At 62.7% G+C, this 25,085-nt stretch carries 22 protein-coding genes; 13 read left to right on the forward strand and 9 right to left on the reverse strand.

Annotated features, from left to right (window positions below; all coding sequences use genetic code 11):
• The coding region (locus Q0P52_RS17090; protein ID WP_293813780.1) for a hypothetical protein at positions 1 to 634 on the reverse strand (634 nt) is incomplete at its 3' end.
• Positions 635 to 824: 190 nt separating this feature from the next.
• On the opposite strand from Q0P52_RS17090, the gene mfd reads away from it, so the two are divergent.
• The 3 genes from mfd (at position 825) to Q0P52_RS17105 (ending at position 6,318) form a co-directional block, all read left to right on the forward strand.
• Positions 825 to 4,226 carry a transcription-repair coupling factor gene (gene mfd, locus Q0P52_RS17095; protein WP_293763909.1) on the forward strand — a complete coding sequence of 1,134 codons (3,402 nt, stop codon included), beginning with the start codon at positions 825 to 827 and terminating at the stop codon, positions 4,224 to 4,226.
• Between the two features lie 154 nt (positions 4,227 to 4,380).
• Positions 4,381 to 5,061 carry a Clp protease ClpP gene (locus Q0P52_RS17100; protein ID WP_293763906.1) on the forward strand — a complete coding sequence of 227 codons (681 nt, stop codon included), beginning with the start codon at positions 4,381 to 4,383 and terminating at the stop codon, positions 5,059 to 5,061.
• Between the two features lie 417 nt (positions 5,062 to 5,478).
• A complete protein-coding gene (locus tag Q0P52_RS17105; protein ID WP_293763904.1) occupies positions 5,479 to 6,318 on the forward strand; it encodes an alpha/beta hydrolase-fold protein in 840 nt (279 codons plus the stop codon).
• A gap of 18 nt (positions 6,319 to 6,336) precedes the next feature.
• On the opposite strand, the gene Q0P52_RS17110 is transcribed toward Q0P52_RS17105, so the two are convergent.
• The 5 genes from Q0P52_RS17110 to Q0P52_RS17130 all read right to left on the reverse strand — a co-directional run bounded on the left by Q0P52_RS17110 (position 6,337) and on the right by Q0P52_RS17130 (position 12,899).
• Positions 6,337 to 6,666, reverse strand: a complete 330-nt coding sequence (locus Q0P52_RS17110; protein WP_293763901.1) for a DHCW motif cupin fold protein — start codon at positions 6,664 to 6,666, stop codon at positions 6,337 to 6,339.
• Positions 6,667 to 7,005: 339 nt separating this feature from the next.
• Positions 7,006 to 9,678 (reverse strand): bifunctional acetaldehyde-CoA/alcohol dehydrogenase, encoded by a 2,673-nt coding sequence (gene adhE, locus Q0P52_RS17115; protein ID WP_293763898.1) that lies wholly within the window; start codon positions 9,676 to 9,678, stop codon positions 7,006 to 7,008.
• 389 nt (positions 9,679 to 10,067) lie between these two features.
• Positions 10,068 to 11,147, reverse strand: coding sequence for a carbonic anhydrase (locus Q0P52_RS17120; protein ID WP_293763895.1), 1,080 nt, complete (start codon positions 11,145 to 11,147; stop codon positions 10,068 to 10,070).
• Positions 11,148 to 11,326: 179 nt separating this feature from the next.
• Positions 11,327 to 12,196 carry a DMT family transporter gene (locus Q0P52_RS17125; RefSeq protein ID WP_293763892.1) on the reverse strand — a complete coding sequence of 290 codons (870 nt, stop codon included), beginning with the start codon at positions 12,194 to 12,196 and terminating at the stop codon, positions 11,327 to 11,329.
• A gap of 91 nt (positions 12,197 to 12,287) precedes the next feature.
• Positions 12,288 to 12,899, reverse strand: coding sequence for a short chain dehydrogenase (locus Q0P52_RS17130; protein ID WP_293763889.1), 612 nt, complete (start codon positions 12,897 to 12,899; stop codon positions 12,288 to 12,290).
• Between the two features lie 359 nt (positions 12,900 to 13,258).
• Here Q0P52_RS17130 and Q0P52_RS17135 point away from each other — a divergent pair, with 359 nt between their 5' ends.
• The 3 genes from Q0P52_RS17135 (at position 13,259) to Q0P52_RS17145 (ending at position 15,681) form a co-directional block, all read left to right on the forward strand.
• Positions 13,259 to 14,197: a LysR family transcriptional regulator gene (locus tag Q0P52_RS17135; RefSeq protein WP_293763886.1), complete on the forward strand. Its 939-nt coding sequence runs from the start codon at positions 13,259 to 13,261 to the stop codon at positions 14,195 to 14,197.
• Entirely contained in the window at positions 14,194 to 14,409 is a 216-nt protein-coding gene (locus Q0P52_RS17140; protein WP_293763883.1) for a hypothetical protein, read from the forward strand. Before Q0P52_RS17135 ends, Q0P52_RS17140 begins: the two co-directional genes overlap by 4 nt.
• 84 nt (positions 14,410 to 14,493) lie before the next feature.
• Entirely contained in the window at positions 14,494 to 15,681 is a 1,188-nt protein-coding gene (locus Q0P52_RS17145; RefSeq protein ID WP_293763881.1) for an FAD-dependent monooxygenase, read from the forward strand.
• 98 nt (positions 15,682 to 15,779) lie between these two features.
• Here Q0P52_RS17145 and ppsA read toward each other — a convergent pair whose 3' ends face one another.
• Entirely contained in the window at positions 15,780 to 18,167 is a 2,388-nt protein-coding gene (gene ppsA, locus Q0P52_RS17150) for a phosphoenolpyruvate synthase (RefSeq protein ID WP_293763878.1), read from the reverse strand.
• A 321-nt stretch (positions 18,168 to 18,488) separates the two neighbouring features.
• Between ppsA and Q0P52_RS17155 the strand changes: the two genes are divergently transcribed.
• The 7 genes from Q0P52_RS17155 to Q0P52_RS17185 all read left to right on the forward strand — a co-directional run bounded on the left by Q0P52_RS17155 (position 18,489) and on the right by Q0P52_RS17185 (position 23,308).
• Complete coding sequence (locus Q0P52_RS17155; RefSeq protein WP_293763876.1) at positions 18,489 to 19,310, forward strand: pyruvate, water dikinase regulatory protein; 822 nt, start codon at positions 18,489 to 18,491, stop codon at positions 19,308 to 19,310.
• Between the two features lie 163 nt (positions 19,311 to 19,473).
• Positions 19,474 to 19,788 carry a hypothetical protein gene (locus Q0P52_RS17160; RefSeq protein WP_293763873.1) on the forward strand — a complete coding sequence of 105 codons (315 nt, stop codon included), beginning with the start codon at positions 19,474 to 19,476 and terminating at the stop codon, positions 19,786 to 19,788.
• A 213-nt stretch (positions 19,789 to 20,001) separates the two neighbouring features.
• On the forward strand, positions 20,002 to 21,018 hold the full coding sequence (gene trpS, locus Q0P52_RS17165) for a tryptophan--tRNA ligase (RefSeq protein ID WP_366062646.1): 1,017 nt from the start codon (positions 20,002 to 20,004) through the stop codon (positions 21,016 to 21,018).
• A 62-nt stretch (positions 21,019 to 21,080) separates the two neighbouring features.
• Positions 21,081 to 21,776, forward strand: a complete 696-nt coding sequence (locus Q0P52_RS17170; protein WP_293763867.1) for a CTP synthase — start codon at positions 21,081 to 21,083, stop codon at positions 21,774 to 21,776.
• A 33-nt stretch (positions 21,777 to 21,809) separates the two neighbouring features.
• Positions 21,810 to 22,112, forward strand: a complete 303-nt coding sequence (locus Q0P52_RS17175) for a chorismate mutase (RefSeq protein ID WP_293763864.1) — start codon at positions 21,810 to 21,812, stop codon at positions 22,110 to 22,112.
• A gap of 51 nt (positions 22,113 to 22,163) precedes the next feature.
• Positions 22,164 to 22,625 (forward strand): CreA family protein, encoded by a 462-nt coding sequence (locus tag Q0P52_RS17180; protein ID WP_293763861.1) that lies wholly within the window; start codon positions 22,164 to 22,166, stop codon positions 22,623 to 22,625.
• Entirely contained in the window at positions 22,622 to 23,308 is a 687-nt protein-coding gene (locus Q0P52_RS17185; protein ID WP_293763859.1) for a YdcF family protein, read from the forward strand. Before Q0P52_RS17180 ends, Q0P52_RS17185 begins: the two co-directional genes overlap by 4 nt.
• 21 nt (positions 23,309 to 23,329) lie before the next feature.
• Here the strand turns inward: Q0P52_RS17185 and Q0P52_RS17190 are convergent, their stop codons facing one another.
• Positions 23,330 to 24,097, reverse strand: a complete 768-nt coding sequence (locus Q0P52_RS17190) for an MBL fold metallo-hydrolase (RefSeq protein ID WP_293763857.1) — start codon at positions 24,095 to 24,097, stop codon at positions 23,330 to 23,332.
• Positions 24,098 to 24,276: 179 nt separating this feature from the next.
• Positions 24,277 to 25,050, reverse strand: a complete 774-nt coding sequence (locus Q0P52_RS17195; RefSeq protein ID WP_293763854.1) for a TatD family hydrolase — start codon at positions 25,048 to 25,050, stop codon at positions 24,277 to 24,279.
• Positions 25,051 to 25,085: the final 35 nt, after the last annotated feature.

Genomic DNA, 25,085 nt, shown 5'->3' on the forward strand with positions numbered 1-25,085 from the left:
CCGACCACAGCAATACGGGGAAGAAAAGCATGGGCGCGGGGAAAGGCCAGACGCGGCCGCTGCCGGTCATGCTGATCCACATGGCCAGCGCCACCAGCATGATCATGGCCAGTTCGATCAGACGTCGACGGTCAGGCCAGATGCCGGGCCGCGACAACGGCACCCAGCAGCACATGGCCAGTACGGTGCAGCCCCAGGCTTCGGCGGCCCAGCGCAGCACATCCGGCAAGGCTTCGCGGAACAACATCAGGCTGCCCAGCAAAAACACCGGCGGCGCCGCCAGATACACCGAGGTTTCCAGCAAGCGCCACAGTAGATAGGCAATGGAGGCGGGGTCGCCCTCCTCTCCCGCCAGCCGCATCAGCCGGACACCGGGCGCAACGGCGTACAAGGACAACACCAGACTGGCCAGCCAGGGCCAGGGCATCAGTTGAAAGGCGAGCGGAATAGCGGCAATCGGCCACCATGGCGCGAAACCGTCAAAGCCCCGGCGCAGCAGCCACCAGGCATAAACAGCGTGCGGGAGGAATCCCGCCAGCGGCATGTCGCCCGGCGCAAGCCTGGGCCACAACAAAAGACTACTGGCAAAGCAGGCAAACGCCAGCCAGGCCTCCAGCTTCCCCTTCTGTTTCACTCTCCCAGTTCCTTGTATGACCGCGACTTCCCCGGCTCCTTCTGGCGGGAGCATGGCGTGACGTAAATGGGGGAATTGCCGGGATGAAAGGCGTCGGACCCTGCGGGCCTCTTGTAAATGCAAGGCCCTGCCACCATTACGGTGCAAGGCCCGCTGGTATAATACCCGCAGAACCACGAATGTGAAAAAAATGTTGGAAAATCTCCCACGGATCGCCCCGGCCGGTCAAAAGACCCGCTGCGCCTACCTTCCCGACGGCCTGGATGCCGCCGTGCTCGCCCGTCTCGCCGGGCAGGACAGACCCCTGCTGATCGTCACGGCGGACGCGCAATCCGCCCAACGACTGAAGGCCGAGCTGCCGTGGTTCGCGCCAGGGCTGAAAGTCGCCCTGCTGCCGGACTGGGAAACCCTGCCCTATGACCACTTCTCACCGCACGGCGAACTGGTGAGCGAACGGCTGGCCACGCTATGGCAAATCCATCGCGGCGAATGCGATGTGATCATCGCCCCGGTCAGCACCGCCATGACGCGACTGGCGCCGGTGGGTTATTTGCTGGGGCGCACGTTCTTCCTCAAGGCCGGCCAGCGGCTGGATGTGGACCAGCTGCGCAGCGACATGGTTACCGCCGGCTACCAGCATGTGACGCAAGTCATGGGTCCGGGCGAATTCAGCATTCGTGGTGGCCTGGTGGACCTCTTCCCCATGGGCTCGGCGCTGCCCTACCGCATCGACCTGTTCGACGACGAAATCGAAACCCTGCGCACCTTCGACCCGGACACCCAGCGTACGCTGTATCCGGTGCCGGAAATCCGCCTGCTACCGGCGCGCGAATACCCGGCGGATGAAAGCGGCGTCACCGCTTTCCGCCAGCACTATCGCGAGCGCATGGAGGGCGATCCTTCCAAGAGCCGCATCTACAAGGATGTGTCGGCCAACCTCTTCCCCGCCGGCATCGAGTACTACCTGCCGCTGTTTTTCGACGACACCGCCACCCTGTTCGACTACCTGGGCGACAACACGCTGGTGGCGCTGCATCGCGATGTGCCCGGCGCGGTGGACACCTTCTGGAAAGACGTGCAATCGCGCTACGAGATGGCGCGCGGCGACAGCGAGCGCCCCGCCCTGCCGCCGGCCGATCTCTTCCTGCGTCCGGACGAGTTCATGGGCGGCGTCAAGCCGTTCTCGCGACTGGAGTTCAGCCACAACCCGGCCGAAGCCGAAGGCGCGCACACCCTGCCCGACCTGGCGGTGGAACGCCGCGCCGACAATCCGCTGTTCAAGCTGGCGGCCTATCTCAAGGGCGGCGGCCGGCGCGTGCTGATCACGGCGGAAAGCCTGGGCCGGCGCGAAACCATGTACCAGTTCCTCGCCGAAAACGGTATCAAGCCCAAACCGATCGACCACTGGAGCGAGTTTGCCGAAGGCGACGCACCGCTGGCGCTGACCGTGGCCCCGCTGTACAGCGGTTTTGCGCTGGAGCAGCCCGCCGTCAGCGTCATCACCGAATCAGAGCTTTACCAGCACGTGGCGCGCAGCCATGCCCGTCGCCGTCACGTGCGCGCCAGCTCGGACTCCATGCTGCGCGATCTGGCCGAGGTGAAGGCCGGCGACCCGGTGGTGCACGAACAGCACGGTATCGGCCGCTACGTGGGCCTGGTGTCGATGGATCTGGGAGAAGGCCAGACCGAGCTGATGCAACTGGAGTACGCCGACAACGCCACACTGTACGTGCCGGTCAGCCAGCTGCACCTGATTTCCCGCTACGCCGGCGGCGCCGCCGATCAGGCCCCGCTGCACAAGCTCGGCAATCCCGCTTGGGAGAAAGCCAAGAAACGCGCGGCGGAAAAAGCGCGCGACACCGCCGCGGAGCTGCTCAATCTCTACGCCCAGCGCGCTGCGCGCGAGGGGCACAGCTTCACCCTGTCGCATCATGATTACGCCGCCTTCGCCGCCGGTTTCGGCTTCGAAGAAACGCCGGACCAGGCCAGCGCCATCGAGGCGGTGATCCACGACATGTGTTCGGGCAAACCGATGGACCGCCTGGTGTGCGGCGACGTGGGTTTCGGCAAAACCGAAGTCGCGCTGCGCGCCGCCTTCGTCGCCGTCATGGGCGGCAAGCAAGTAGCCTTGCTGGTGCCCACCACGCTGTTGGCCGAGCAGCATTACCAGAACTTCGCCGACCGCTTCAGCGACTGGCCCATCCGCATCGCCGAGCTATCGCGCTTTCGCAGCGGCAAGGAAACCAAGGCCGCGCTGGCCGGGTTGGCCGAAGGCACGGTGGACATCGTCATCGGCACCCACAAGCTGGTGCAGCCTGATATCAGTTTCAAGAATCTGGGGCTGGTGATCATCGACGAAGAGCACCGCTTCGGCGTGCGTCAGAAAGAGCAGCTCAAGCGGCTGCGCGCCAATGTGGACGTGCTGACGCTGACCGCCACGCCGATTCCACGCACGCTGTCGATGGCGCTGGAAGGCCTGCGCGACTTCTCCGTCATCGCCACCGCGCCCAGCCGCCGGCTGGCGGTAAAAACCTTCATCAGCCCATTCAGCAACGGCGTGATCCGCGAAGCGGTGCTGCGCGAACTCAAGCGCGGCGGCCAGGTGTTCTTCCTGCACAACGAGGTGGACACCATCGAAAACATGCGCGAAAAGCTGACCGAGCTGCTGCCCGAAGCCCGCATCGGCGTGGCGCACGGTCAGTTGCGCGAGCGCGAGCTGGAACAGGTGATGCGCGACTTCATGCAGCAACGCTTCAACATCCTGCTGTGCTCCACCATCATCGAAACCGGCATCGACATCCCCAACGCCAACACCATTCTCATCAACCGCGCCGACAAGTTCGGTCTGGCACAATTGCACCAGCTGCGCGGCCGCGTGGGCCGCAGCCACCATCAGGCCTATGCCTATCTGCTGACGCCTGAAGGCATGACCAAGGACGCCGTCAAACGGCTGGAAGCCATCCAGATGTCGGAAGAACTGGGCTCGGGCTTCTACCTCGCCATGCACGATCTGGAAATCCGCGGCGCGGGCGAAGTGCTGGGCGAAGGGCAGTCGGGTGAGATGCAGGAAGTGGGCTTTACGCTGTTTACCGAAATGCTCAAGCAGGCGGTGCGCGATCTCAAGAAGGGCCGCCAGCCTGATCTGGACGCGCCGCTGGGCGTCACCACCGAAATCAATCTGCACAGCCCCGCCCTGCTGCCGGACGGCTACTGTCCGGACGTGCATGAACGGCTGGTGCTGTACAAGCGGCTGGCCACCTGCGAAAGCGAACAGGACATCGACGCCATTCACGAGGAGCTGATCGACCGCTTCGGCCTACCGCCGCAAAGCGTGAAAACGCTGATCGAAAGCCATCGTCTGCGTCTGATGGCCAAGCCTCTGGGCGTGCAGAAGCTGGACGCCAGCGAAGTGGCCATCCAGCTGCAGTTTGTGCCCAACCCGCCCATCGACCCGATGAAAATCATCCAGTTGATCCAGAGCAAGCGGCAGTACAAACTGGCCGGACAGGACAAACTGCGGGTAGAAACTCATATCGAAGAGGTGGGCCTGCGCGTGGTGCGGGTGAAGGAGCTGCTGAAAGAACTGGCCTGAACCCGCTCTTCGGCCAACCTTGCCGGCCCTGATCGCCGGCATGGCGCTGCGCCCCTTTTCAGGACTAGCATCAGAGTGAATCGCTGTCGCGCCGTAACCCACACGGCGCCGGCGGCCAGCGAGAGAAGCGAAAACCACAACAAGGAGCAACGCTATGACCCAGCCGCGCCAACCCCGCCTTGCCATCACCGACCCGGAAGACGACGACGACACCGCGCGCCAGCCCGCCTTCCGCCGCTACGAGTCCCAGGGCGTCATCCGCCAGATTTCCTTCTACCTGTCCGGCGAGATCGGCGACCCCATCAAGTACACCGATCTGCTGTACACCCTGCGCACCGCCAGTGAAACCGATCTGGTGTTCCTGCACCTGAATACTCCGGGTGGCAATTTCGACACCGGCCTGCAGATCATCAACAACATCGCCGCCAGCCCGGCTCACGTCATCACCATTCTGGAGGCCCGCGCCTACTCCATGGGCGCGCTGATCTTCCTCGCCGGCGACGAGCTGATTGTGCACGACACCTGCCAGCTGATGTTCCACAACTACTCATCGGCGCTGATTGGCAAGGGCAATGAGCAGGCGGCGCAAGTGATGGCCAGCCGCAAGTGGTTCGACAAGGTGATGCGCAACGTCTGCCGCCCCTTCCTCAGCGATCATGAACTGGAACGCATCAGCAAGGGCGAGGACATCTGGCTGGACACCGACGACATCCGCCGTCGCCTGAGCCATATCCAGAAAGGCCAGCCCGCGGTGGCGGAAAAAAAGAAAACCGACAAGCCGGCCAAAGAAGCCAAACCGCGCGTCAGCAAGACCAAACCAGCGGGCGAAGCCTGACAACAACGCAGGCATTCGCAAACCTGCCCAGTGCATTGCCCGCAAAACTGCATGCACAAAGGGGCTTGCCCAGGCACTCCCCCTCTGGCTGCTGACAACGCAATGGCCTGAAAGGGTGCGGGGCCCGGCAAGGCCGGGCCCTCAGACTACCCTGTTGATGTCGCAGCCATCCCGTTGGCCCCCATCCCATCCTCCTGCGCTTGCCCGGCCAGGGCGCCTGGCGCTGTCGCCGAACGCGAGGGGGCGTTAGCCAGTCATCTGAGGCATGTTTCTGCGCGTGTCAGTGCCCGCGCTCAATACTCGGCAACACTTGCGCGCCATCGGGCAACACGCCGGCAACAGCCGGGCGGCATGCTGGATATCCGCGGCCGCCTGGATCCCACAGCGGAATCGGTGCGTTCCCCGACAACCTTACGCATGGATGACCGTCCCATGTTGCGCCTGATCGCCCTGCTGCTGTTTTCCTGCTTCATCCTGCTGCCCGTCGCCGAGGCCGACCCCTTGCGCGCCCATGAAGATACCGAAGCCCGCCCAAGCGACAGCCTGTCGCAAGAGGAGGACCAGAGCGCCAGTAGCAGCTGGTTCCGCTACCCCGCCGCCTCGCAAGGACAACATGCCGAAGCGGCCGTGCTTATCGCCCTGCCGCCCGGCTATCAGGACGTGTCCTCCCGCCGCTTTCCGGTGCTGTACTGGCTGGGCCAGGACGCCCCGGCCGCCATGCGTCGCATGACCGCGGCCATGCGCGCGGGCGATATGCCGCCCGTCATTCTGGCCATGCCACGCCTGGAACCCGCCGCCAGCGCCGAGCAGACCGCGCAAACCATCGCGCAGGATTTGCTGCCCTGGGTGGACCGGCACTTCCGCACGCTGACCACCGCCGGACATCGCGCCGTGGAGGGCGTGGCCGAGGGCGGCCTGCCCGCGCTGACGCTGGCCGTGCGCCAGCCGGAATTGTTCGGCGCGCTCTCCGCCATTGCGCCCAGGCTGCCGTCAGCCGGCGAGTCGGCGGCGCTGTGGCAACAAATCGACCATCAGGCGGATGCGCTGTGGCGCGCCGAATCGCACATCCGGCTGGTGGCGGACGCCGGCAACCCAAGCGAGGCCCGCGCCGTCGCAGTGCTGGCCGACCACCTGCAAGCACAAGGCATCGCCAATCAAGCCCAAGCGCTGAATCTGGGCGCTGTCGGCTTTGAGCGGGCGCTGGAAAGCATGGGAGCGGACTACTTCGGCTTCTGGCGCGAGGCGCTGCGCGTCTGAGCGTGCGCCCGGCTCAACTCAGTCCACAATGAACAGCCGAGCGCCGGTGCGGGTGGCAGAGCGATGCGGCTCGGCGCCGTCTGCCACCTGATAGCTGACACCCGGCGTCAGCACAAAGCGACGGCCATCCGCCAGCTCGGTTTCCAGCTCACCCTCCAGACACAGCAGGATGTGGCCTTTTTCGCACCAGTGATCGGCGAGATAGCCCGGACTGTACTCCACCATGCGCACGCGGATATCGCCGAACTGGCATGTGCGCCATAGCGCCGCGCCGCTGACGCCAGGATGGCTGGTGGGTTCGATGTCAGCCCAGTTCGTCAGCCCGAAAGGCAGGTTGCTGATCTTCATGCGGCTTCTCCTTCGCCAAGTGGGTAAATCCTGATTGATGCCGGATTACCGACTTGCCGGCAAGACAGCGCGGCTTCGGCCAACAGGTAAAAAACAGCCCGGCCGAAGCCGGGCTCAGGCTGCTCACAAGTGATTCGGATGAGATGATGCAGGACCCGGCAAAGCCGGGCCTGTCGACTGGCTTGGCAGTGCCGCAGCCTTCATGTTCATTCCCAATCCCCCCGCCCTTGCCCTGCAAGGGAGCCTCGCTTTCTGAGCAGAAAGCGAGAAGGGGCTTGTCAATAATCCGAGCCCGGCCGAAGCCGGGCTGTCTGTTGCGTCACGCTGGCGTCAGGCTGCTCACACTGCCTTGAGCTTGCCTTTGCTCTTTGCAGGCGCGGCCTGTTCGATACTGGCTTCGCTGTCGCGCTCCCAGGCTTCCTTGTAGGCGCGGCCATAGTAGCTATCCAGCAGCAGTTGCTTGAGTTCGCTGATCAGCGGGTAGCGCGGATTGGCGCCGGTGCACTGGTCGTCGAAAGCGTCTTCGGCCAACTGGTCTACCTTGGCGAGGAAGTCCGCCTCGCTCACGCCGGCGGCCTGGATGGACATCGGGATGTCCAGCGTCTTTTTCAGCGCATCCACCCAGTCGATCAGCTTTTGCACGCGATCGTGGTCGCGCGCGGCCTCCAGCCCCAGATGGCGCGCGATTTCGGCATAGCGGGCCACGCCCTTGGGCCGATCGTACTGGCTAAAAGCGGTCTGCTTGGTCGGGATGTCGGCGGCGTTGTAGCGGATCACGTTGCTGATCAGGAGCGCATTGGCCAAACCGTGGGCCAGGCCGAATTCCGCACCCAGCTTGTGCGCCATGGAGTGGCACACGCCGAGGAAGGCATTGGCGAAGGCGATGCCGGCGATGGTGGCAGCATTGTGCACTTGCTCGCGGGCTTTCGGATCGCGCGCGCCGTTGGCATAGGCCGAGGGCAGGTAGTCCTTCAGCAGCTTGAGCGCTTGCAAGGCCTGCGGATCGGAATACTCGTTGGCCATCACCGATACATAGGCTTCCAGCGCATGAGTCACCGCGTCGATGCCGCCGAAAGCGGTCAAGGACTTGGGCATGTCCATGATCAGATTGGCGTCGACGATGGCCATGTGCGGGGTAAGTTCGTAATCGGCAATCGGGTATTTCACGCCGCTTACTTCATCGGTCACCACGGCAAACGGCGTCACTTCCGAACCGGTGCCCGAGGTGGTGGGCACGGCCACCATCATGGCTTTGCGACCCAGCTTGGGGAATTGGTAGATACGCTTGCGGATGTCCATGAAGCGCAGCGCCAGATCGGCGAAATGCACTTCCGGATGCTCGTACATCACCCACATGATCTTGGCCGCGTCCATCGGCGAGCCGCCGCCCAGCGCCATGATCACATCCGGCTGGAAGGCATGGGCCAGTGCCGCGCCCTTGCGTACCACGGCCAGCGTGGGGTCGGCCGGCACTTCGAAGAACACTTCCACTTCCAGCCCCATTTTCTTCAGCAGGCGGATCGGTTCGTCGACAAAACCGTGCTCGAACAGATACTGGCCGGTCACAATCAGGCAACGCTTCTTATCGGCCAGGTCTTCCAGCGCTACCGGCAGGCAGCCGCGACGGAAGTAAATGGATTTCGGCAGTTTGTGCCACAGCATGTTCTCTGCCCTCTTGGCCACGGTCTTCTTGTTGATCAAGTGTTTGGGGCCAACGTTTTCCGAGATGGAATTGCCGCCCCAGGAGCCACAACCCAGCGTCAGCGACGGGGCCAGGCTGAAGTTGTACAAGTCGCCGATGCCGCCATGCGAAGACGGGGTGTTGATCAGGATACGGGCGGTTTTCATGCGGTCGCCGAAGTAACGGATGCGATCGGCCTGCAGATCCTGATCGGTATACAGCGCCGAGGTGTGGCCGATGCCGCCCAGCGCCACCAGCGCTGCCGCCTTGTCGCAGGCGTCGACAAAATCAGCGGCGCGGTACATGGCCAGCGTCGGCGACAGCTTTTCGTGGGCGAAGGCTTCATCGTTGCTCAGATCGCTCACTTCGGCGATCAGCACCTTGGTGTCCGGCGGTACGGTCAGGCCGGCCATGGCGGCGATCTTCACCGCGCTCTGCCCCACGATGGCGGCATTGAGGTTGCCGTTGTTGAGGATCACCTGGCGCACGGCTTCGGCCTCCTTGGCATTGAGCATATAGCCGCCATGACGGGAGAAACGCTCGCGCATGGCGTCGTACACGCTGTCCACCACGATGACGGACTGCTCGGAAGCGCACACCACGCCGTTGTCGAAGGTCTTAGACATCAGGATGGAAGCCACCGCGCGCTTGATGTCGGCGGTTTCATCCACCACGGCGGGCGTGTTGCCGGCGCCCACGCCAATGGCGGGTTTGCCGGAAGAATAGGCAGCGCGCACCATGCCCGGGCCGCCGGTGGCCAGGATCAGGTTGACGTCCGGATGGTGCATCAAGGCATTGGACAGCTCAACGCTGGGCTCGTCGATCCAGCCGATGATGTCTTTGGGCGCACCGGCCGCCACAGCGGCGTCCAGCACCAGCCGGGCTGCTTCGCAGGTGGAGCGGCGCGCGCGCGGGTGCGGCGAAAAAATGACGGCGTTGCGGGTTTTCAGCGCGATAAGCGCCTTGAAGATGGCGGTGGAAGTAGGATTGGTGGTGGGCACGATGCCGCACAGGATACCTACCGGTTCGGCAATGGTGATGGTGCCAAAGCTGTCATCTTCGGACAGCACGCCGCAGGTCTTTTCATCTTTGTACTTGTTGTAGATGTATTCAGAGGCAAAGTGATTCTTGATCACCTTGTCTTCCATCACGCCCATGCCGGTTTCCTCCACCGCCATGCGGGCCAGCGGAATGCGGGCGTCGGCGGCGGCCAGCGCGGCATGGCGGAAGATGACGTCCACCTGCTCCTGGGTGAAAGTGGCGAATGCCGCTTGCGCTTTTTTGACGCGCGCCACCAGCTCGTTCAATTCAAGGATATTGGTAACCGACATGATGATTCTCCAAATGGGATGAAATCTTTTGATTCCAGCGCCGGCAAATCAATATTCAGGCCATTTGAATAAATCGCTTATTCAACTAAGCCAAACCGGCGATGAAAAGCCGTTTTTGTAATTAACCCGCTACAAAACCGGCTGCAACATTTAGGCAATGCACGACGAAAAGCCTTTGTTTTCCGTCTTTTTTTCATTTCCAGCCCAGATTACTCCAATATTCGATCCGTTGTTTTGCGCCATGCCAAGAGAGTGGCATTGATTCAAATAAAAAAGGCAGCAGCGCTGCCAGACCCTCCTCGCCCCCTGTAATGGCCTGCTTACACGCAGGCATGAAAAAGGCCGCCGGGGTTGCCCGCGGCGGCCAGGTCTATCGCACAGAACGATTGTCAGCGCATGAAAGCGTAATGGAAGTAATCGCCCTTCTGCATGATGCGTTTTATCGCCGCAGGTTGCGTCTCGCCATTGATGTTGGTCACCACCAGCTTGCCCTTGCCCCGCTTGAGATCGTTGTTTACATCGTAGTAAGCGCCGATCACCGCCAGACGCCCGGCTTCCACTTCGCCGGCGAAAGTGAGAATGGCGCCCTCTACCTGATTGTTGACGTTCAACAAGGCGCCATTGGCCTCGCCGATACCCTTCGGCAAACCCATGTTGGCCGAAGCGGCACTGCCGCTTTCATCCACCATGGCGTCCAGCACGGTACGGCAACCCGGCGCGCCGACAATCATCAGCACCGGCGTACGCAGCTTGCGCACACCATACTCGATGGTGCCCTCGGCCGGCTCGATCTGATTGCCGGCGGTGCGCACCCTGTAGAGTCCGTTCTTGAAATCCTTGAAGCCGCCTTCGGCATGCGGGCTGTCTGCGCAACTCACCACCGTAGCGCGCGCGGCGCCAGCTTCCTTGAGATCGCCGAAATAACCAGCGCCATGCGTGGCGAGATAACGCTGGCTGGCCTTGAGAATCACCGCCACCTGGGATTGCAGCTGAACCGTCTGGGCCGAGGCGGATTCGGCTGGCTTCTTATGCGCGCCGGCCGGCGCATGCGGTTTGGCATGCACCGCGCGCGGCTTGGCGGGGGCATTGTGCGCGACAACCTCGTGCGTCGGTTCGACGCGGGCCTTGGGCGGACGCAAACCATCGGGCGCGCGCACCTCGGGACTCAGCCCCACCGGCATCTTGATTTCCGGCGGCTTGCCTTGCTTCACCTCCGGCGCCATCGCCTCTGGCGGCTTAGGCTTTTGCTGGGCGGCCATGCTGGCTGCCAGCTTGCCGGGCAATTTGATGGCGGGCCCAGCCTTCTCGCCCGATGCCGCCGCCGGCTTGGCGGCGGGCGCTTCGGTAGCCGGCTTGGCCGCTGCCGGTTTATTGAGCGTGGCCTCCGCGGGGTGCTCCTCAGCCAGCGCCGCGCCCGCGAGCACGCTCATGCCTGCCAGCCACCCTAGTTTGCCGAACGCTTGCCTCATGCCCCCTCCTTGCCTCTTTACTGTTCTCGCGCCGCCATCCCGGCCATCCCTACGTCTTTTGCAGCTTGCAGCGACGTGGTGTCCTGTTGTCCGCGACGCATCTTCACGGTTTTGTCGGCGGCCCTCATCGGCCCGCCACTGATCCATATCGGCCAAAACGGCCAAAGCTGTAGGCCGGCTCAGGTTTTTCCACTGCGCCACTGCCCGGCCAGCACGCCGCCGAACACCAGTGCGCAAGCCAGCCATTGGCCCCCGTTTAGCCGTTCTCCCAGAAACAAACTGGCCAGCGCCACGGTAAACACGGGAATGAGATTGATATAGGCCGAAGCGCGCGCCACGGGAACCTTGCTTACCCCCCAGGTGTACAGACCATAAGCACCCAGCGTGATGCAGGCGCCCAGATACAGCACCCACAGGCTTGGCCCCAGCGGGTAATGCACCGGCCAGGCTGCCCAGGGCGTGGCCAGCGCCGCGCCAAACCACACACTGCCCAGTACGGTTTGCACACCGGTGAGCGCCAGCGCGGAATAGCGTGAGGAGAGACGCTTGGCGATCAGTACATAGCCGCTGGCGCACAGCATGGCGATGAATTCCAGCAGATTGCCCAGCAGCGGGTCCGGCGCGGATGCGTCGGCCGTGCCGGTGGCCGTCAGCCACACCACGCCGGCAAAAGACAACAACAAGCCGCCCCAGGCGCGCAAGCTCATGGTTTCTTTCAGAAACAACATGGCGCCCAGCGAACACAGCAGCGGCAAAGTGGCGGTGATGACGGAGGCTTGCGACGCGCTGGTCTTGAGCAGCGCTTGCGCCTCAAAGAGGAAATACAGACAGGGTTCGGCCAGACCCATCGCCAACAGCCAGCGCCAGTCGCCGCGCCGGTATTTCCAGTGGCCGCGCGCGCGCAGCAAGGGCAAGAGGCAGCAGGTGGCGATCACCATGCGGGCAAATAGCACCGCAATAGGGTCGTAAATGGCAAAAACCAGCTTGAGGGCGATGAAGGAACTGGCCCACAGCAGCATGGCCGCCGTGAGCGCGACATAAGGCAGCATGCGGCGCGATCGGAATATTCTTGATGCGTCATTCTCCCAGAGCGCCGCCGTCCTGCCTACCCGCGCCCGGCAGCGCGGGAGGACTCAAGGATCAGAGCGAGACTTCGGGGAACACTTCCATCACTTTGCCGGACACCGGCTGCTCCAGCGCGCGCTGGTAGGTAGCGGCCACGTCCTCGCGGGAGACGCGACGGAAGCCGGGGAAGTAATCCGCGTAACGTTCATCCTCAGCCACCGGGCCCGGGCTCACCAGATTGACGCGCGCCTTGCCCCACAACTCCGTACCGGCAGCGCGCACAAAGGCAGCCAGCGCACCGTTGACCATGCCGGCGCAAATCGCGCCGCCGATGAATTCCTTTTCCAGAATGCCAGAAGTCAACACAAACACCGCGCCCGACTTGAGCAGGCGAGCGCCCAGCTGTACCAGCCGCACCTGCCCCATCAACTTGTTGTTGAGACCACCGGCCCAGTCACTCTCGGTCAATTGATCCAGCGGCTTGAACGGCACGTGGCCCGCGGTGACGATCACCGCATCCAGATCCGGGTGCGCGCGATAGGCGGCTTCGATGCTGGCTGGCGATTCGATGTCGATCTTCACGTCGCCGCGCTGACGCCCCCCCACCAGCACTTCATGTTTTTGCGACAGGCGCTCCACAACAGCTTTCCCGATATGACCTGCGCCGCCGATAACCAGTACTTTCATGATTTAGTCTCCGATAGTTCAATAAATTGCACAAAACCATCATAGACGCAGAGTCATCATGCGATAAATCGCTAATAACCAAAACATTGTTCAAAAATAAGAACAACAGCGCTATTGAAACCACAACTCCCCCTTCTGCTTGTTCAGGGAATCGTACCAAATCAATACAGGATTGTTCCGAATACGATGACAACGCCGTGCTAAGATCAAACACGGTTCAGCACCAAGCCCGAGCGCGTCGGCAGTGCCGCCGCCCCGCAAAAACAAGCCGGTCAAACCGGCCTCCCAATCACGGGGCCAGGCAGCCGCCGGCCAGACTATCGCCTGTTGTCAGTCCTTGCCCTTACGCACAAAACGCCATGAAACCCGCTTCGCCCCCCTCGCCCGACGCCCTGCTCGCCTTTGACGCGCTGGCGCGCATGGGCAGCTTCACAGCCGCAGCCGATGCGATCGGCTGCGCCAAAAGCCGCATCAGCCAGTTGGTCAAAGAACTGGAACGCGAGCTGGGCACCGTGCTGGTGCTGCGCAATACCCGTCGCGTGGCGCTGACCGAAAGCGGGCGACGGCTGGCCGAACACGCCCGCCGCATGCGCGAGGTGCTGGAAAAAGTGCGCCCGGACATCGAAGAAGCCCAGGGCCGTATCGAAGGACCGCTGCGCATCAGCGCCACCGCCTCGCTGGCGCAATACCTGCTGGCGCCGATGTTGGCCGAACTGGCTGAGCAGCATCCCGAGCTGGAGCTGGAACTGTTGGCGGAAAACCGCCTGCAGGACCCCATCAACGACGGACTGGATTTCTGCCTGCGTTCGCGCAATGTGCACGACGACCGGCTGGTGGCCAAGCCACTGGGCTTTGTCTGGGAAGCGCCCTACGCCGCGCCGGCCTATCTGGAACGCGCACCGCGACTGGAAACCCCCGAAGATCTGGCTCATCACCGCATTCTGCTCAACAGCCACCATGTCTACGGCCGCGAATGGCGGCTGGAAAAAGACGGCGAGCTGCGCAGCATCACTACCCGCCCCATGCTGGTTTGCGACCAGTACGCGTCGCTCATTTCCGGTCTTATCGCCGGCCATGGCGTGGCGCTGTTGCCGCACTATGTCGCGCGCCTGTTCGTTGAAAGCGGCCATCTTCGCCGTGTGCTGCCCGGCTGGCACGGCGGCTGCTGGCCGGTGTATCTGGTATTTCCCTACCGCCAGCCCCTGCCGCGCAAATACGAAGCCCTTATCCAGTTCCTCACCCCGCGCTTGCGCGAGGTGCTGGAAGAAACCCCGCTTTACCCTGGAGACCCCGCATGAAACGCCTCCTCTTAGCCGCGCTGCTGAGCACCGCCCTGCCCTCGCTGGCCGCCGTCACCCCGGCGTCCTCCTATCTGTCCATGCACAGCGAGCTTTACCACGCCGTACCGCCGGCCCGCCAAGATGCCCGGGCGGCGGAGAATACCCCGCAGGCGGCCCTGGCGCCGGCCGCCAGCACCACTCTTGATCCAGGCCAAGGTTCGCACGCCTGAGCGCTGCCACAATCGCGCGTCATCTTATAAACGCGAATCAGCCTCAAATAGGCTGCTTTGCGTCCAACGCGGAGTGATCTGGGCATGGAACACGTGGACGTACTGATTGTGGGCGGCGGCATGGTGGGCACAGCGCTGGCTTGCTCGCTGAGCGGTAAGGGCTTGAGCATCGCGGTGCTGGAACAGACCGCGCCGCCCGCCTTCGCCCCGGAGCAAGAACCCGATCTGCGCGTGTCCGCCATCAGCCCCGCCTCCGCCCGTTTACTGGACGGCATCGGCGCCTGGGAGCGCATTCGCTCCATGCGCGCCGCCCCCTATCTGCGCATGCAGGTATGGGAAGACGACGAAGCTCACGGCACCCTGTTCACAGCCGAAGAAGCCGGCAACGATGTACTGGGCCATATCGTAGAGAACCGCATCATCCAGCTGGCCACCACCGAGTGTGTGCGCGAACGCGAAGACATTCGTTATCTTTGCCCGGCGCGCATCGCCCGCATCGACTACCAGCCCAAGGCCTCCCGCGTGACGCTGGAAGACGGCACGGTGTTCGTTGCCCGCCTGCTGGTGGCCGCCGACGGCGCCAGATCGGCCGTGCGCGACGCCGCCGGCATCGGCATCACCAGTTGGGACTACCCCATGCACGCCTTGGTCGCCAGCTGCGAAACGGCTTATGACCAACAGGACATCACCTGGCAGCGCTTCACCGCCACCGGCCCACAAGCCTTTCTGCCGCTGACGGGCGCGCACGCCTCTCTGGTCTGGTACAACACGCCCACCGAGGTCAAACGTCTGCTTGCGCTGAGCGACGAAGAGCTGACCGCGGCCTTCAGCGCCGCCTTCCCGCAAAAACTGGGCGGCATCCGCCGCCTGATCAGCCGCGGCAGCTTCGGCCTCACCCGCCGCCATGCCGCCAGCTACGCCAAAGACGGCGTGGTACTGGCCGGCGATGCCGCGCACACCATCCATCCGCTGGCCGGGCAAGGCGTCAATCTAGGTTACCAAGACGTGGCCGCGCTGGCAGACACCGTGCTGCAAGCGCATGCCGAGGGCAAGGATTTTGCCGACATCAGCGTGCTGCGCCGCTACGAGCGTCTGCGCAAGCCCGCCAACCTGGCCATGCAAACCGGCATGGATGCTTTTTGCTACGGCTTCGCCAATACCCTGCCGCCGTTGCGGGCTGCCCGCAAGCTGGGCATGAAACTGGCCGACAAGGCCGGCCCGTTCAAGCGAGGTGTGATTCGCTACGCGCTGGGTCTGCCCTTTCGCGGCTGACGCCCGGTCGCAAGGTTGGCCGAAGGTCTGCGCCTGAGTGCAGGCGTAAAAAAACCGCCCCGAGGGGCGGTTTTTCATGGCATGGAACTTTGGCCTTATCAGGCGTTCAGTTCGCGCGCCAGGTAGAGCCAGGTTTCCACCACGGTGTCCGGGTTGAGGGACACGGTTTCGATGCCCTCTTCCACCAGCCACTTGGCAAAGTCCGGATGGTCGGACGGACCCTGACCACAGATGCCCACATACTTGTCCGCCTTGCGGCAAGCCTGGATGGCCATGTGCAGCATGGCTTTCACGGCTTCGTTGCGCTCGTCGAAAGTAGAGGCGATCGGGCCGCCGGAATCGCGGTCCACGCCCAGCGTCAGCTGGGTCATGTCGTTGGAACCGATGGAGAAGCCGTCAAAATGCTGCAGGAACTTGTCGGCCAGTACGGCGTTGGTCGGCAGTTCGCACATCATGATCAGGCGCAGGCCGTTTTCACCGCGCTTCAGACCGTTGGCGCCGAGGATCTCGACGACCTTTTCCGCTTCAGCCAGGGTACGCACGAACGGAATCATCACTTCCACATTGGTCAGACCCATCACGTCGCGCACCTTCTTGATGGCGCGGCATTCCAGATCAAAACAATCGCGGAAGGACTCAGCCACGTAGCGGGCGGCGCCGCGGAAGCCGATCATCGGGTTTTCTTCATGCGGTTCGTACAACTGACCGCCGATCAGGTTGGCGTACTCGTTCGACTTGAAGTCGGACATGCGCACGATCACCTTCTTCGGGTAGAAAGCGGCGGCCAGCGTGGCCACGCCTTCAGCGATCTTGTCGACGTAGAAATCCACCGGGCTGGCGTAACCGGAGATACGGTCGCTGATGGTGGCTTTCAGGTCGGCTGGCAGGCTGTCGAATTCCAGCAAAGCCTTCGGGTGAATGCCGATCTGACGGTTGATCACGAATTCCATGCGGGCCAGACCAACGCCCTCGTTCGGCAGCTGCGCGAAGTCGAAAGCCAGTTCCGGATTGCCCACGTTCATCATGATCTTCACAGGCGCGGCCGGCATCTTGTCCAGCTCGAGGTCGATCACTTCAACGTCCAGCAGGCCGTCATAGATATTACCGGTATCGCCTTCGGCGCAGGACACAGTTACCTGCATGCCCTCGGACAGCACGTCGGTAGCGTCGCCGCAACCCACCACCGCCGGGATGCCCAGCTCACGCGCGATAATGGCCGCGTGGCAGGTACGGCCGCCACGGTTGGTCACGATGGCGGCGGCGCGCTTCATCACCGGTTCCCAATCCGGGTCGGTCATGTCGGTTACCAGCACATCGCCAGCCTTGACGCGATCCATCTCGGAAGCGTCCTTGATGGTGCGCACGGTGCCCTGGCCAATCTTCTGACCAATGGCGCGGCCTTCGCACAGCACAGCGGACTTGTTGTTCAGGCGATAGCGACGCAGGGTGTCCTTGCGGTCTTCTTGCGACTTAACGGTTTCCGGACGGGCTTGCAGGATGTACAGCTTGCCGTCGAGACCGTCGCGGCCCCACTCGATGTCCATCGGGCGACCGTAGTGCTTCTCGATGATCAGCGCGTATTCGGCCAACTCGGCGACTTCGGCGTCGCTAATGGAGAATTGCTTGCGCAGCGCCGGTTCCACATCGATGGTGCGCACGGAGCGGCCAGCCTGGGACGCGTCGGTGAACTCCATCTTGATCAGCTTGGAACCCATGTTCTTGCGCAGCACGGCCGGGCGGCCCGCCTTCAGGGTCGGCTTGTGCACGTAGAACTCGTCAGGGTTCACGGCACCTTGCACCACGGTTTCGCCCAGACCATAGGAAGCAGTGATGAACACCACGTCTTCAAAGCCGGATTCGGTGTCGATGGTGAACATCACACCGGCGGCGCCACAGTCCGAACGCACCATGCGCTGCACACCGGCGGACAAGGCCACCACATCGTGGGCAAAGCCTTTGTGCACGCGGTAGGAGATGGCGCGGTCGTTATAGAGGGAGGCGAAAACGTGTTTCATGGCGTCTTTGACGTTGTCAAGGCCACGAATATTCAGGAAGGTTTCTTGCTGGCCTGCGAACGAGGCGTCGGGGAGGTCTTCGGCGGTAGCGGAGGAACGAACGGCAACGGAAATGTCTGCCCCCCCCGCGTCGGCCACCATCTTGTCCCAAGCTTCCTTGATGTCGGCGTCAAGCTTGGCCGGGAAGGGGGTGTCGATGATCCATTGCCGGATTTCCTTGCCGATGCGAGCCAGTTCGGTCACATCATCGACATCCAGCTTGGCTAGCGCCGCGCTGATCTTGTCGGCAAGGCCGTTGTGCTGGAGGAAATCTCGGTAAGCTTGCGCCGTGGTTGCGAAACCGCCGGGAACCCGGACGCCGGAGCCTGCAAGTTGGCTGATCATTTCGCCGAGAGAGGCATTCTTGCCGCCTACTTCTTCAACGTCAGTCATGCGCAGCTTTTCGAACCAGATGACGTAGTTCTCTGCCATCACTTCACTTCCTGTGTTGGATTGGACGATAGAAAAGCCGCATTCTAGCCCATTCCAAGCGGTTTTGCGTAGCGTATTCTGCGCCGCACAACGCGAGGGTTTGCCCCATATCAAGGCGCTCCAGCCCTGTTCCTGCTCAGTATGAGGCGATTTTGTTGCCGGAACATGACCGTCATGTAGTGTCTCCACTACAACAAAAGCCGCTGCGCGACAGCTTCCGCCCCGTTTCAGGACAGCGTCCTGCCGGCAGCCCGCCGCGCCCCGGCTGGGGTTATACTGTCAGGCATTCCGCAGCCATCCAAATACGCAACAGGTGACGACATGCCACATCATCGCTCCGCCTTTTTCATCTCCGACCGCACCGGCATCACCGCCGAATCGCTGGGCCACACCCTGCTGACCCAGTTCGACACGCAGGAATTCAAGCGCGAAACCATTCCCTTCATCGATACGGTGGAAAAAGCGCAAGTGGTGGTGGAGCACATCCGCGCCATCGCAGAGAAAGATCATCTCAAGCCGCTGGTTTTCACCAGCATCGTCAACCCGGAAGTGCGCGCCACCGTGCGCATCCAGGAAGCCGTAGTGCTGGACTTCTTTGAAACCTTCATCGGCCAGTTGGAAGAAGAAATCGGCGAGAAAGCTTCGCTGACCCTGGGCAAGGCGCATGGCGTGGTCAGCGAAGAGAAGTACGATCACCGCATTGAGGCGGTGAATTTCTCGCTCAACCACGACGACGGTGTGAAACTGAAAGATCTGGCCGACGCCGACGTCATCCTGGTGGGCGTGTCGCGTTCGGGCAAAACGCCTACCTGTCTGTATCTGGCGCTGCAATACGGCATCAAGGCCGCCAACTACCCACTGACGCCGGAAGACCTGGACAGCCCCACCTTGCCCAAGATGCTGATTCCCTACCGCAACAAGATGTTCGGCCTCACCATTGATCCGGCCCGCCTGCACCATATCCGCTCCGAGCGCCGCCCGGACTCCAAATACGCCAGCCTGGACAACTGCCACTTTGAAGTGGGCGAAGCCGAGTCCATGTTCCGCTTCCACGGCGTGCCCTACATCAGCACCACCCACAAGTCGATCGAAGAGATTGCCACCACCATCATGCACAAGGCGGCGCTGTCCCGCCGCTTCTGAGCATCCGCCCCCAGACGCGCGCCGTCATCAAAAGCCTCCTGCGGGAGGCTTTTTTTGCGACCAACACATTGCGTTCCTCCGGCAAGCGCCAAAATCTGCACAGCCCGATCGCATATCATCCTCATGATTTGAAACACAAATTCACAATTGAGGAAGAAACAAAATGGTAGAAGATGCTCTCTATCAGCGTATGAATATTCTTCCCATCTCCTACATTTACTCCTACGCGTCAGCAGGAATACGGACAAGCCTTAGCGTGGAGGGCATCTCCGGCAAACCGGATGCCCGCGGCATGAACGGTGAACTCCGCCGCGAAATGGACGAAACCACACAATGGCACGAGGCGGTAACCCGCCGCGCGGGAGAAGGCGCTTTTGATCTGGGCAGCGGCGGAGCCGCTCCGCAGGATCGCCGCGCCCGCGCTTATCTTGCCGTGGCCGCCGCCCCGCGCGCTCCACTCATCGACGTGGCGGCTTGACGGCCCGCCCGCCGCTGTGGTTTTATGAAACGATGAATTCCGCAAACGCAACCGCATCCTTCTTTTGGTGGTGGCGCCTCTTCTGAGGTAGCCCCGGCGATTGCACGCGCAAACAACCCGGACGCTGCCCACAGGCGGATCCGGGTTTCGTTTTTCCAGCACTCCACCTGACGGCAGCGTTCTCCCGCACTTGATACGGAGAACGACATGAGCCTGAACAGCATCCAATCCACCGACATCATCCTCACCGGCGACCGCACCACCGGCCCCTTGCACTTGGGCCACTATGTGGGATCGCTGCGCAACCGCGTCATCCTGCAGGAGCACTGCCGCCAGTTTCTGCTGCTGGCCGACGCCCAGGCCCTGACCGACAACATGGGCAATTACCTCAAGGTGCGCGACAACGTGCTGCAAGTCGCGCTGGACTATCTGGCGGTGGGCATTGATCCGGCGAAAAGCACTATCTTCATTCAGAGCCTGGTGCCGGAACTGACCGAGCTGGCGTCCTACTATCTCAACCTGGTCACCGTAGCGCGATTGGAACGCAATCCCACCATCAAGGACGAAATCAAACAGCGCGGTTACGAGCGCGACATTCCCGCCGGTTTCCTCACCTACCCCGCCGCCCAAGCCGCCGACATCACCGCGTTCAAAGCCACCATCGTGCCGGTGGGCGAAGACCAGATCCCCATGATCGAGCAGACCAATGAAATCGTGCGCCGTTTCAATGCCAGCGTCAGCGAGCCGGTGCTGGTGGAAGCCCGCGCCGTGGTGCCGGAAGTGGGTTCGCGCCTGCCTGGCATCGACGGCAAGGCCAAGATGTCCAAGTCGCTGGGCAACACCATCACGCTGGGCGCGGACGCCGACCAGATCCGCCAGGCGGTAAAGATGATGTACACCGACCCCAATCATCTGCGCGTGAGCGACCCGGGCCAGGTGGAAGGCAATGTGGTGTTCAGCTATCTGGACGTGTTCCACCCGGATACCGCGCTGGTAGCCGAGCTGAAAGATCATTACCGTCGCGGTGGCTTGGGCGACACCATCATCAAACAGCATCTGGAAGACTGCCTGCAAAGCCTGCTCACCCCGATTCGCCAACGCCGCGAAGCCTATGCCCGCGATCCGGGCGCGGTGCTGGAGACGCTCAAACAGGGTACGCTGCGCGCGCGCGAAGTGGCCGCCGGCACTTTGGCTGAAGTGAAATCCGCCATGGGCCTCAATTACTATTGATTTTTTTGGTACAAATGTTGTGAAATTATATATTTTGTAATTTTCAATACAAAGGAACAATCATGCCGCGTATCGCACTGGTTGGCGACTACGACCCCGCAGTCCCCGCGCATCAGGCCATCCCGCTTGCCCTGCAACTAGCCGCCAAGGCCGAAAGCATGCAGGTGGAGATGGCATGGCTGGCTACCGACGCCATCAAGGATGCCGCCACGCTGCAGGGCTTTGACGCCATCTGGTGCGTGCCGGCCAGTCCATATCGCAGCATGAACGGCGCGCTGCTTGCCATCCGCCACGCGCGCGAACACGGCCTGCCCTTTCTAGGCACCTGCGGCGGTTTCCAGCATGCGGTGCTGGAGTACGCGCGCAACGCGCTGGGCTGGACGGACGCCGAACATGCGGAAACCGCGCCGGATGCTGCGCGAGCAGTGATTGCCCCGCTGGCCTGCGCCCTAGTGGAAACCGAAGGCGAAGTACGTTTCAGCGCTGGCAGCAGGCTGGCCGCCGCCTATGCGCAAGCCGGCGCGCAGGAAGGCTACCGCTGCCGCTACGGACTGAACCCGGCTTTTGCCGAGGCGCTAACCCGTGGCCCCTTGCGCGCCACCGCCTTTGATGAAGAAGGCGAAGTACGCGGCGTCGAGCTGGACCATCATCCCTTTTTCGTCGCTACCCTCTTCCAGCCGGAACGCGCCGCCCTGCGCGGCATCTGTCCCCCGCTGGCGCGTGCGCTGCTCTGCGCCGCTTCGGCCAACCTTGCCTGAAACCAACCCGCAACCGACAGCAGGAGCCACACCATGGATTTCATCTACCAATGCCAAAGTCTGGATGAAGTGCGAGCGCAGATTGATCGCATCGACCAGCAACTGGTGGCGCTAATCGCCGAGCGCGGGCTGTATGTGGAGCAAGCCGCCGGCTTCAAACGCAACGACGCCGAAGTAGAAGGCGGCAAGCGGGTGGATCAGGTCATCCGCCGCGTCACCCGGCTGGCCGGCGAGCTGGGCGCGGACCCGCAGCTGACCGCCGAGGTGTATCGCACCATGATCGGCCATTTCATCCGCAAAGAGATGGCGGTGTTTCACCAGCGGCAATCGTCCTGAACCACAACAGCCGCTACACTGGCGGTTGTTCCTGTCGCCGAGACCCGCATCATGATCCGATCGTTTGCCGCCGCGCTGCTGCTGTTTGCCGCCACCGCCCATGCCGAGGAAATCGGCAAGGTATCCACCACCTTCCATCTGCTCAGTCCCAACGACAAAGTGCTGGTGGAAGCCTTTGACGACCCCTCGGTGCAAGGCGTGGCATGCTATGTGTCGCGCGCCCAGACCGGCGGCTACGGAGGTGCGCTGGGCCTGGTGAAAGACCCGTCCCGCTTCTCGGTGGCCTGCCGGCAGGTGGGCGATCTCGCGTTCGGCAAACCGCTGCCCAGAGAGGAGGAGGTGTTCAAGGAAAGCGCCTCTTTCATCTTCAAACACGTTCGCGTAGTGCGGTTGGTGGACCCCAAACGCAACACACTGGTTTACCTCACCTATTCCGACAAACTGGTGGACGGCAGTCCTGACAATGCCGTCACCGCCGTGCCGGTCAGCGGCCAGCGTATCCCGCTCAAATGAGCGCCGGCGCCTGCCCTCCCCTGACGCCCACGCTGCAGCGCGCCGCGCTGCTGTGGGACTATCTGTCCTCCGGCCGCAGCCGCGCGCCCTGCGATGTGATGGTGCTGTGCGGCTCCTACGACCTGCGCGTGGTGGACTACGCTTGCGGCCTGTTGGCCGAAGCTTATGCGCCGAAGCTGCTGATCAGCGGCGATCGTGGCCGCTGGACGCGCGAGCTGTGGACGCGACCGGAAGCGGAAATCTTCGCCGAGCGGGCTCTGGCGCTGGGCGTGCCGGCAGAAAATATCCTGCTGGAACCCAGAGCCGCCAATTTCGCCGAAAACCTGCGTTTCGCCCGCGAACTCTGCCCTGACGCCCGCAGCGTGCTGCTGGTCACCAAGCCGCAATCGCTGCGTCGCGTGCTGCATACCCAGCCCCTGTGCTGGCCGGAGATTGTTTGTCATGTGGATGCGCCGGACTGGCGTTTTCCGGAGGATGCTTCGCCGGTGGTGGGAATATTCGGCTGGATAGAAGAGATGGTGGGCGATCTGCATCGCATGCTGCGCTATCCGCGACTGGGCCTGCAAACACCGGCCAAAGTACCGCCAGCGGTGCTGGAGGCCTGGCAAGGGCTGGTCGCCCAAGGCTACAACCGGCAGCTGCTGCCAGGCAGCGCGCTGGATGATCTGCCGCGCCCTGACTGATACGGCGCGACCAAGCGGCGCTCAGAACGTCACTTGCAGACCGTCATGCGCCACTTCCACGCCAGCCGGGCACAGGCGGCTCAGTTCACCATACTCAAGCCGGTGAATCATGTGGATCAGAACCGTACGGCGCGCGCCGATACGGGCCGCCCATGCCAGCGACTGGTGAAAACCCAGATGCGAGGGGTAACCGTCCATGTTCAGGCAATCCAGAAACAAGGTATCCACCCCGGCCAGCAGGGCCAGGCTTTCGTCCGGAATATGGGACAGATCCGTCAGCCAGGCCACCTTGCCCAGGCGCCAGCCTAGGCAAGGCCAGCTGCCGTGTTGCAGGGGGATGGGGGTGATGCGCAAACCGTCGTAATCGAAAGCGCCGCCCACCTCCTCCGTCAGCAATACCGGCTTGTCCCATACCGCCGAGGGCGCTTGCATCGCATAGCCGAAACGACTGCGGATGTTGTCCAGGGTGAAAGCGTTGCCGTACAGAGTGATCGGCCCCTTTTTCACATAGCAGAAAGCGCGCAGATCATCGATGCCGTTGAGGTGATCGGCATGCGGATGGGTGTAAAGCACCGCATCCACATGGCGGATGCCTTCGCGCAGCGCCTGCTGGCGCAGGTCCGGCGAGGTATCGATCAACAAGCCGCCCTGCGGCGTCTTCAACCACGCACTGCAGCGGGTGCGGCGATTGCGCGGGTTGTCGGACGTGCAAGTGGGGCAATCGCAACCGATGGCCGGCGTTCCGGAGCTGGAACCGCAGCCGAGCACGGTCAGTTGGTACTGGCTCAACGCTCTCTCCTCGCGGGGCCGTCAATGCGGCGCCCTGTTAGCTTGCCGGCGCGACCTGTTTACGATCTGCTGCGCAGTGACGATGCAGCGTTGAAACCGGCTTGATCATGCTCGCGCGCCTTGCGCGCATCCGGCGGCGCCATCGCCCCGCCCGGGCTAGCCCGATCGGCTGCGCGCCGTCAGGGCCGGACAATCTTGCCGAACAGCCGATAGAAATTGTCCGTAGTGGCACGCGCCACTTCGTCGAAACTGATGCCGCGCAGTTCGGCGATATGCTCGGCCACATGCTTGACGTAGGCCGGCTCGTTAAGCTTGCCGCGGTACGGCACCGGGGCCAGATAGGGGGAGTCGGTTTCCACCAGCATGCGTTCCAGCGGCATTTTCTGCGCCACTTCCTTGATCTGCGCCGCGCTCTTGAAGGTGACGATGCCGGAGAAGGAAATATAGAAGCCCATCTCCATCGCCGCCTGGGCAACGTCCCAGTTTTCCGTGAAGCAATGCATGACGCCGCCGCACTCGCCGGCGTTTTCCTCGCGCATGATGCGCAAGGTGTCTTCGGCCGACTCGCGGGTATGGATCACCAGCGGCAGCCCCGTGCGGCGCGCGGCGCGGATGTGAGTGCGGAAACGCTCATGCTGCCAGGCTAGATCGCCCTTGCACCAGTGATAGTCCAGCCCGGTTTCGCCGATGCCCACCACGCGCGGATGAGCGGCTTGCGCCACCAGCTCGTCCTCGCTGTACTCTTCCGCCTCCGGATCGTCCGGATGCACGCCCACCGTGGCGTAAAGGTGCGGATGCCCCTCAGCCAAGTCCAGCACCTCGGGAAAGCGCGGTCGGGAGACACCGATCACCAAGGCTGTTTCCACCTGGTTGGCCTGCATATTGGCCAGCACTTCCGGCAGACGGCTGGCGAGGTCGGGAAAATTGATGTGGCAGTGAGAATCGACAAGCATGGGGCAATCGCTGAAAGCACAGGCCGCGCGCGGCG

Source organism: uncultured Aquitalea sp., assembly GCF_945957525.1.
Lineage (GTDB): Bacteria > Pseudomonadota > Gammaproteobacteria > Burkholderiales > Chromobacteriaceae > Aquitalea.

Bases quoted from the DNA above. Each gene is read 5' to 3' on its own strand.
- mfd (WP_293763909.1), top strand. From the start codon at position 825: ATGTTGGAAAATCTCCCACGGATCGCCCCGGCCGGTCAAAAGACCCGC.
- Q0P52_RS17100 (WP_293763906.1), top strand. From the start codon at position 4,381: ATGACCCAGCCGCGCCAACCCCGCCTTGCCATCACCGACCCGGAAGAC.
- Q0P52_RS17105 (WP_293763904.1), top strand. From the start codon at position 5,479: ATGGATGACCGTCCCATGTTGCGCCTGATCGCCCTGCTGCTGTTTTCC.
- Q0P52_RS17110 (WP_293763901.1), bottom strand. From the start codon at position 6,666: ATGAAGATCAGCAACCTGCCTTTCGGGCTGACGAACTGGGCTGACATC.
- adhE (WP_293763898.1), bottom strand. From the start codon at position 9,678: ATGTCGGTTACCAATATCCTTGAATTGAACGAGCTGGTGGCGCGCGTC.
- Q0P52_RS17120 (WP_293763895.1), bottom strand. From the start codon at position 11,147: ATGAGGCAAGCGTTCGGCAAACTAGGGTGGCTGGCAGGCATGAGCGTG.
- Q0P52_RS17125 (WP_293763892.1), bottom strand. From the start codon at position 12,196: ATGCTGCCTTATGTCGCGCTCACGGCGGCCATGCTGCTGTGGGCCAGT.
- Q0P52_RS17130 (WP_293763889.1), bottom strand. From the start codon at position 12,899: ATGAAAGTACTGGTTATCGGCGGCGCAGGTCATATCGGGAAAGCTGTT.
- Q0P52_RS17135 (WP_293763886.1), top strand. From the start codon at position 13,259: ATGAAACCCGCTTCGCCCCCCTCGCCCGACGCCCTGCTCGCCTTTGAC.
- Q0P52_RS17140 (WP_293763883.1), top strand. From the start codon at position 14,194: ATGAAACGCCTCCTCTTAGCCGCGCTGCTGAGCACCGCCCTGCCCTCG.
- Q0P52_RS17145 (WP_293763881.1), top strand. From the start codon at position 14,494: ATGGAACACGTGGACGTACTGATTGTGGGCGGCGGCATGGTGGGCACA.
- ppsA (WP_293763878.1), bottom strand. From the start codon at position 18,167: ATGGCAGAGAACTACGTCATCTGGTTCGAAAAGCTGCGCATGACTGAC.
- Q0P52_RS17155 (WP_293763876.1), top strand. From the start codon at position 18,489: ATGCCACATCATCGCTCCGCCTTTTTCATCTCCGACCGCACCGGCATC.
- Q0P52_RS17160 (WP_293763873.1), top strand. From the start codon at position 19,474: ATGGTAGAAGATGCTCTCTATCAGCGTATGAATATTCTTCCCATCTCC.
- Q0P52_RS17170 (WP_293763867.1), top strand. From the start codon at position 21,081: ATGCCGCGTATCGCACTGGTTGGCGACTACGACCCCGCAGTCCCCGCG.
- Q0P52_RS17175 (WP_293763864.1), top strand. From the start codon at position 21,810: ATGGATTTCATCTACCAATGCCAAAGTCTGGATGAAGTGCGAGCGCAG.
- Q0P52_RS17180 (WP_293763861.1), top strand. From the start codon at position 22,164: ATGATCCGATCGTTTGCCGCCGCGCTGCTGCTGTTTGCCGCCACCGCC.
- Q0P52_RS17185 (WP_293763859.1), top strand. From the start codon at position 22,622: ATGAGCGCCGGCGCCTGCCCTCCCCTGACGCCCACGCTGCAGCGCGCC.
- Q0P52_RS17195 (WP_293763854.1), bottom strand. From the start codon at position 25,050: ATGCTTGTCGATTCTCACTGCCACATCAATTTTCCCGACCTCGCCAGC.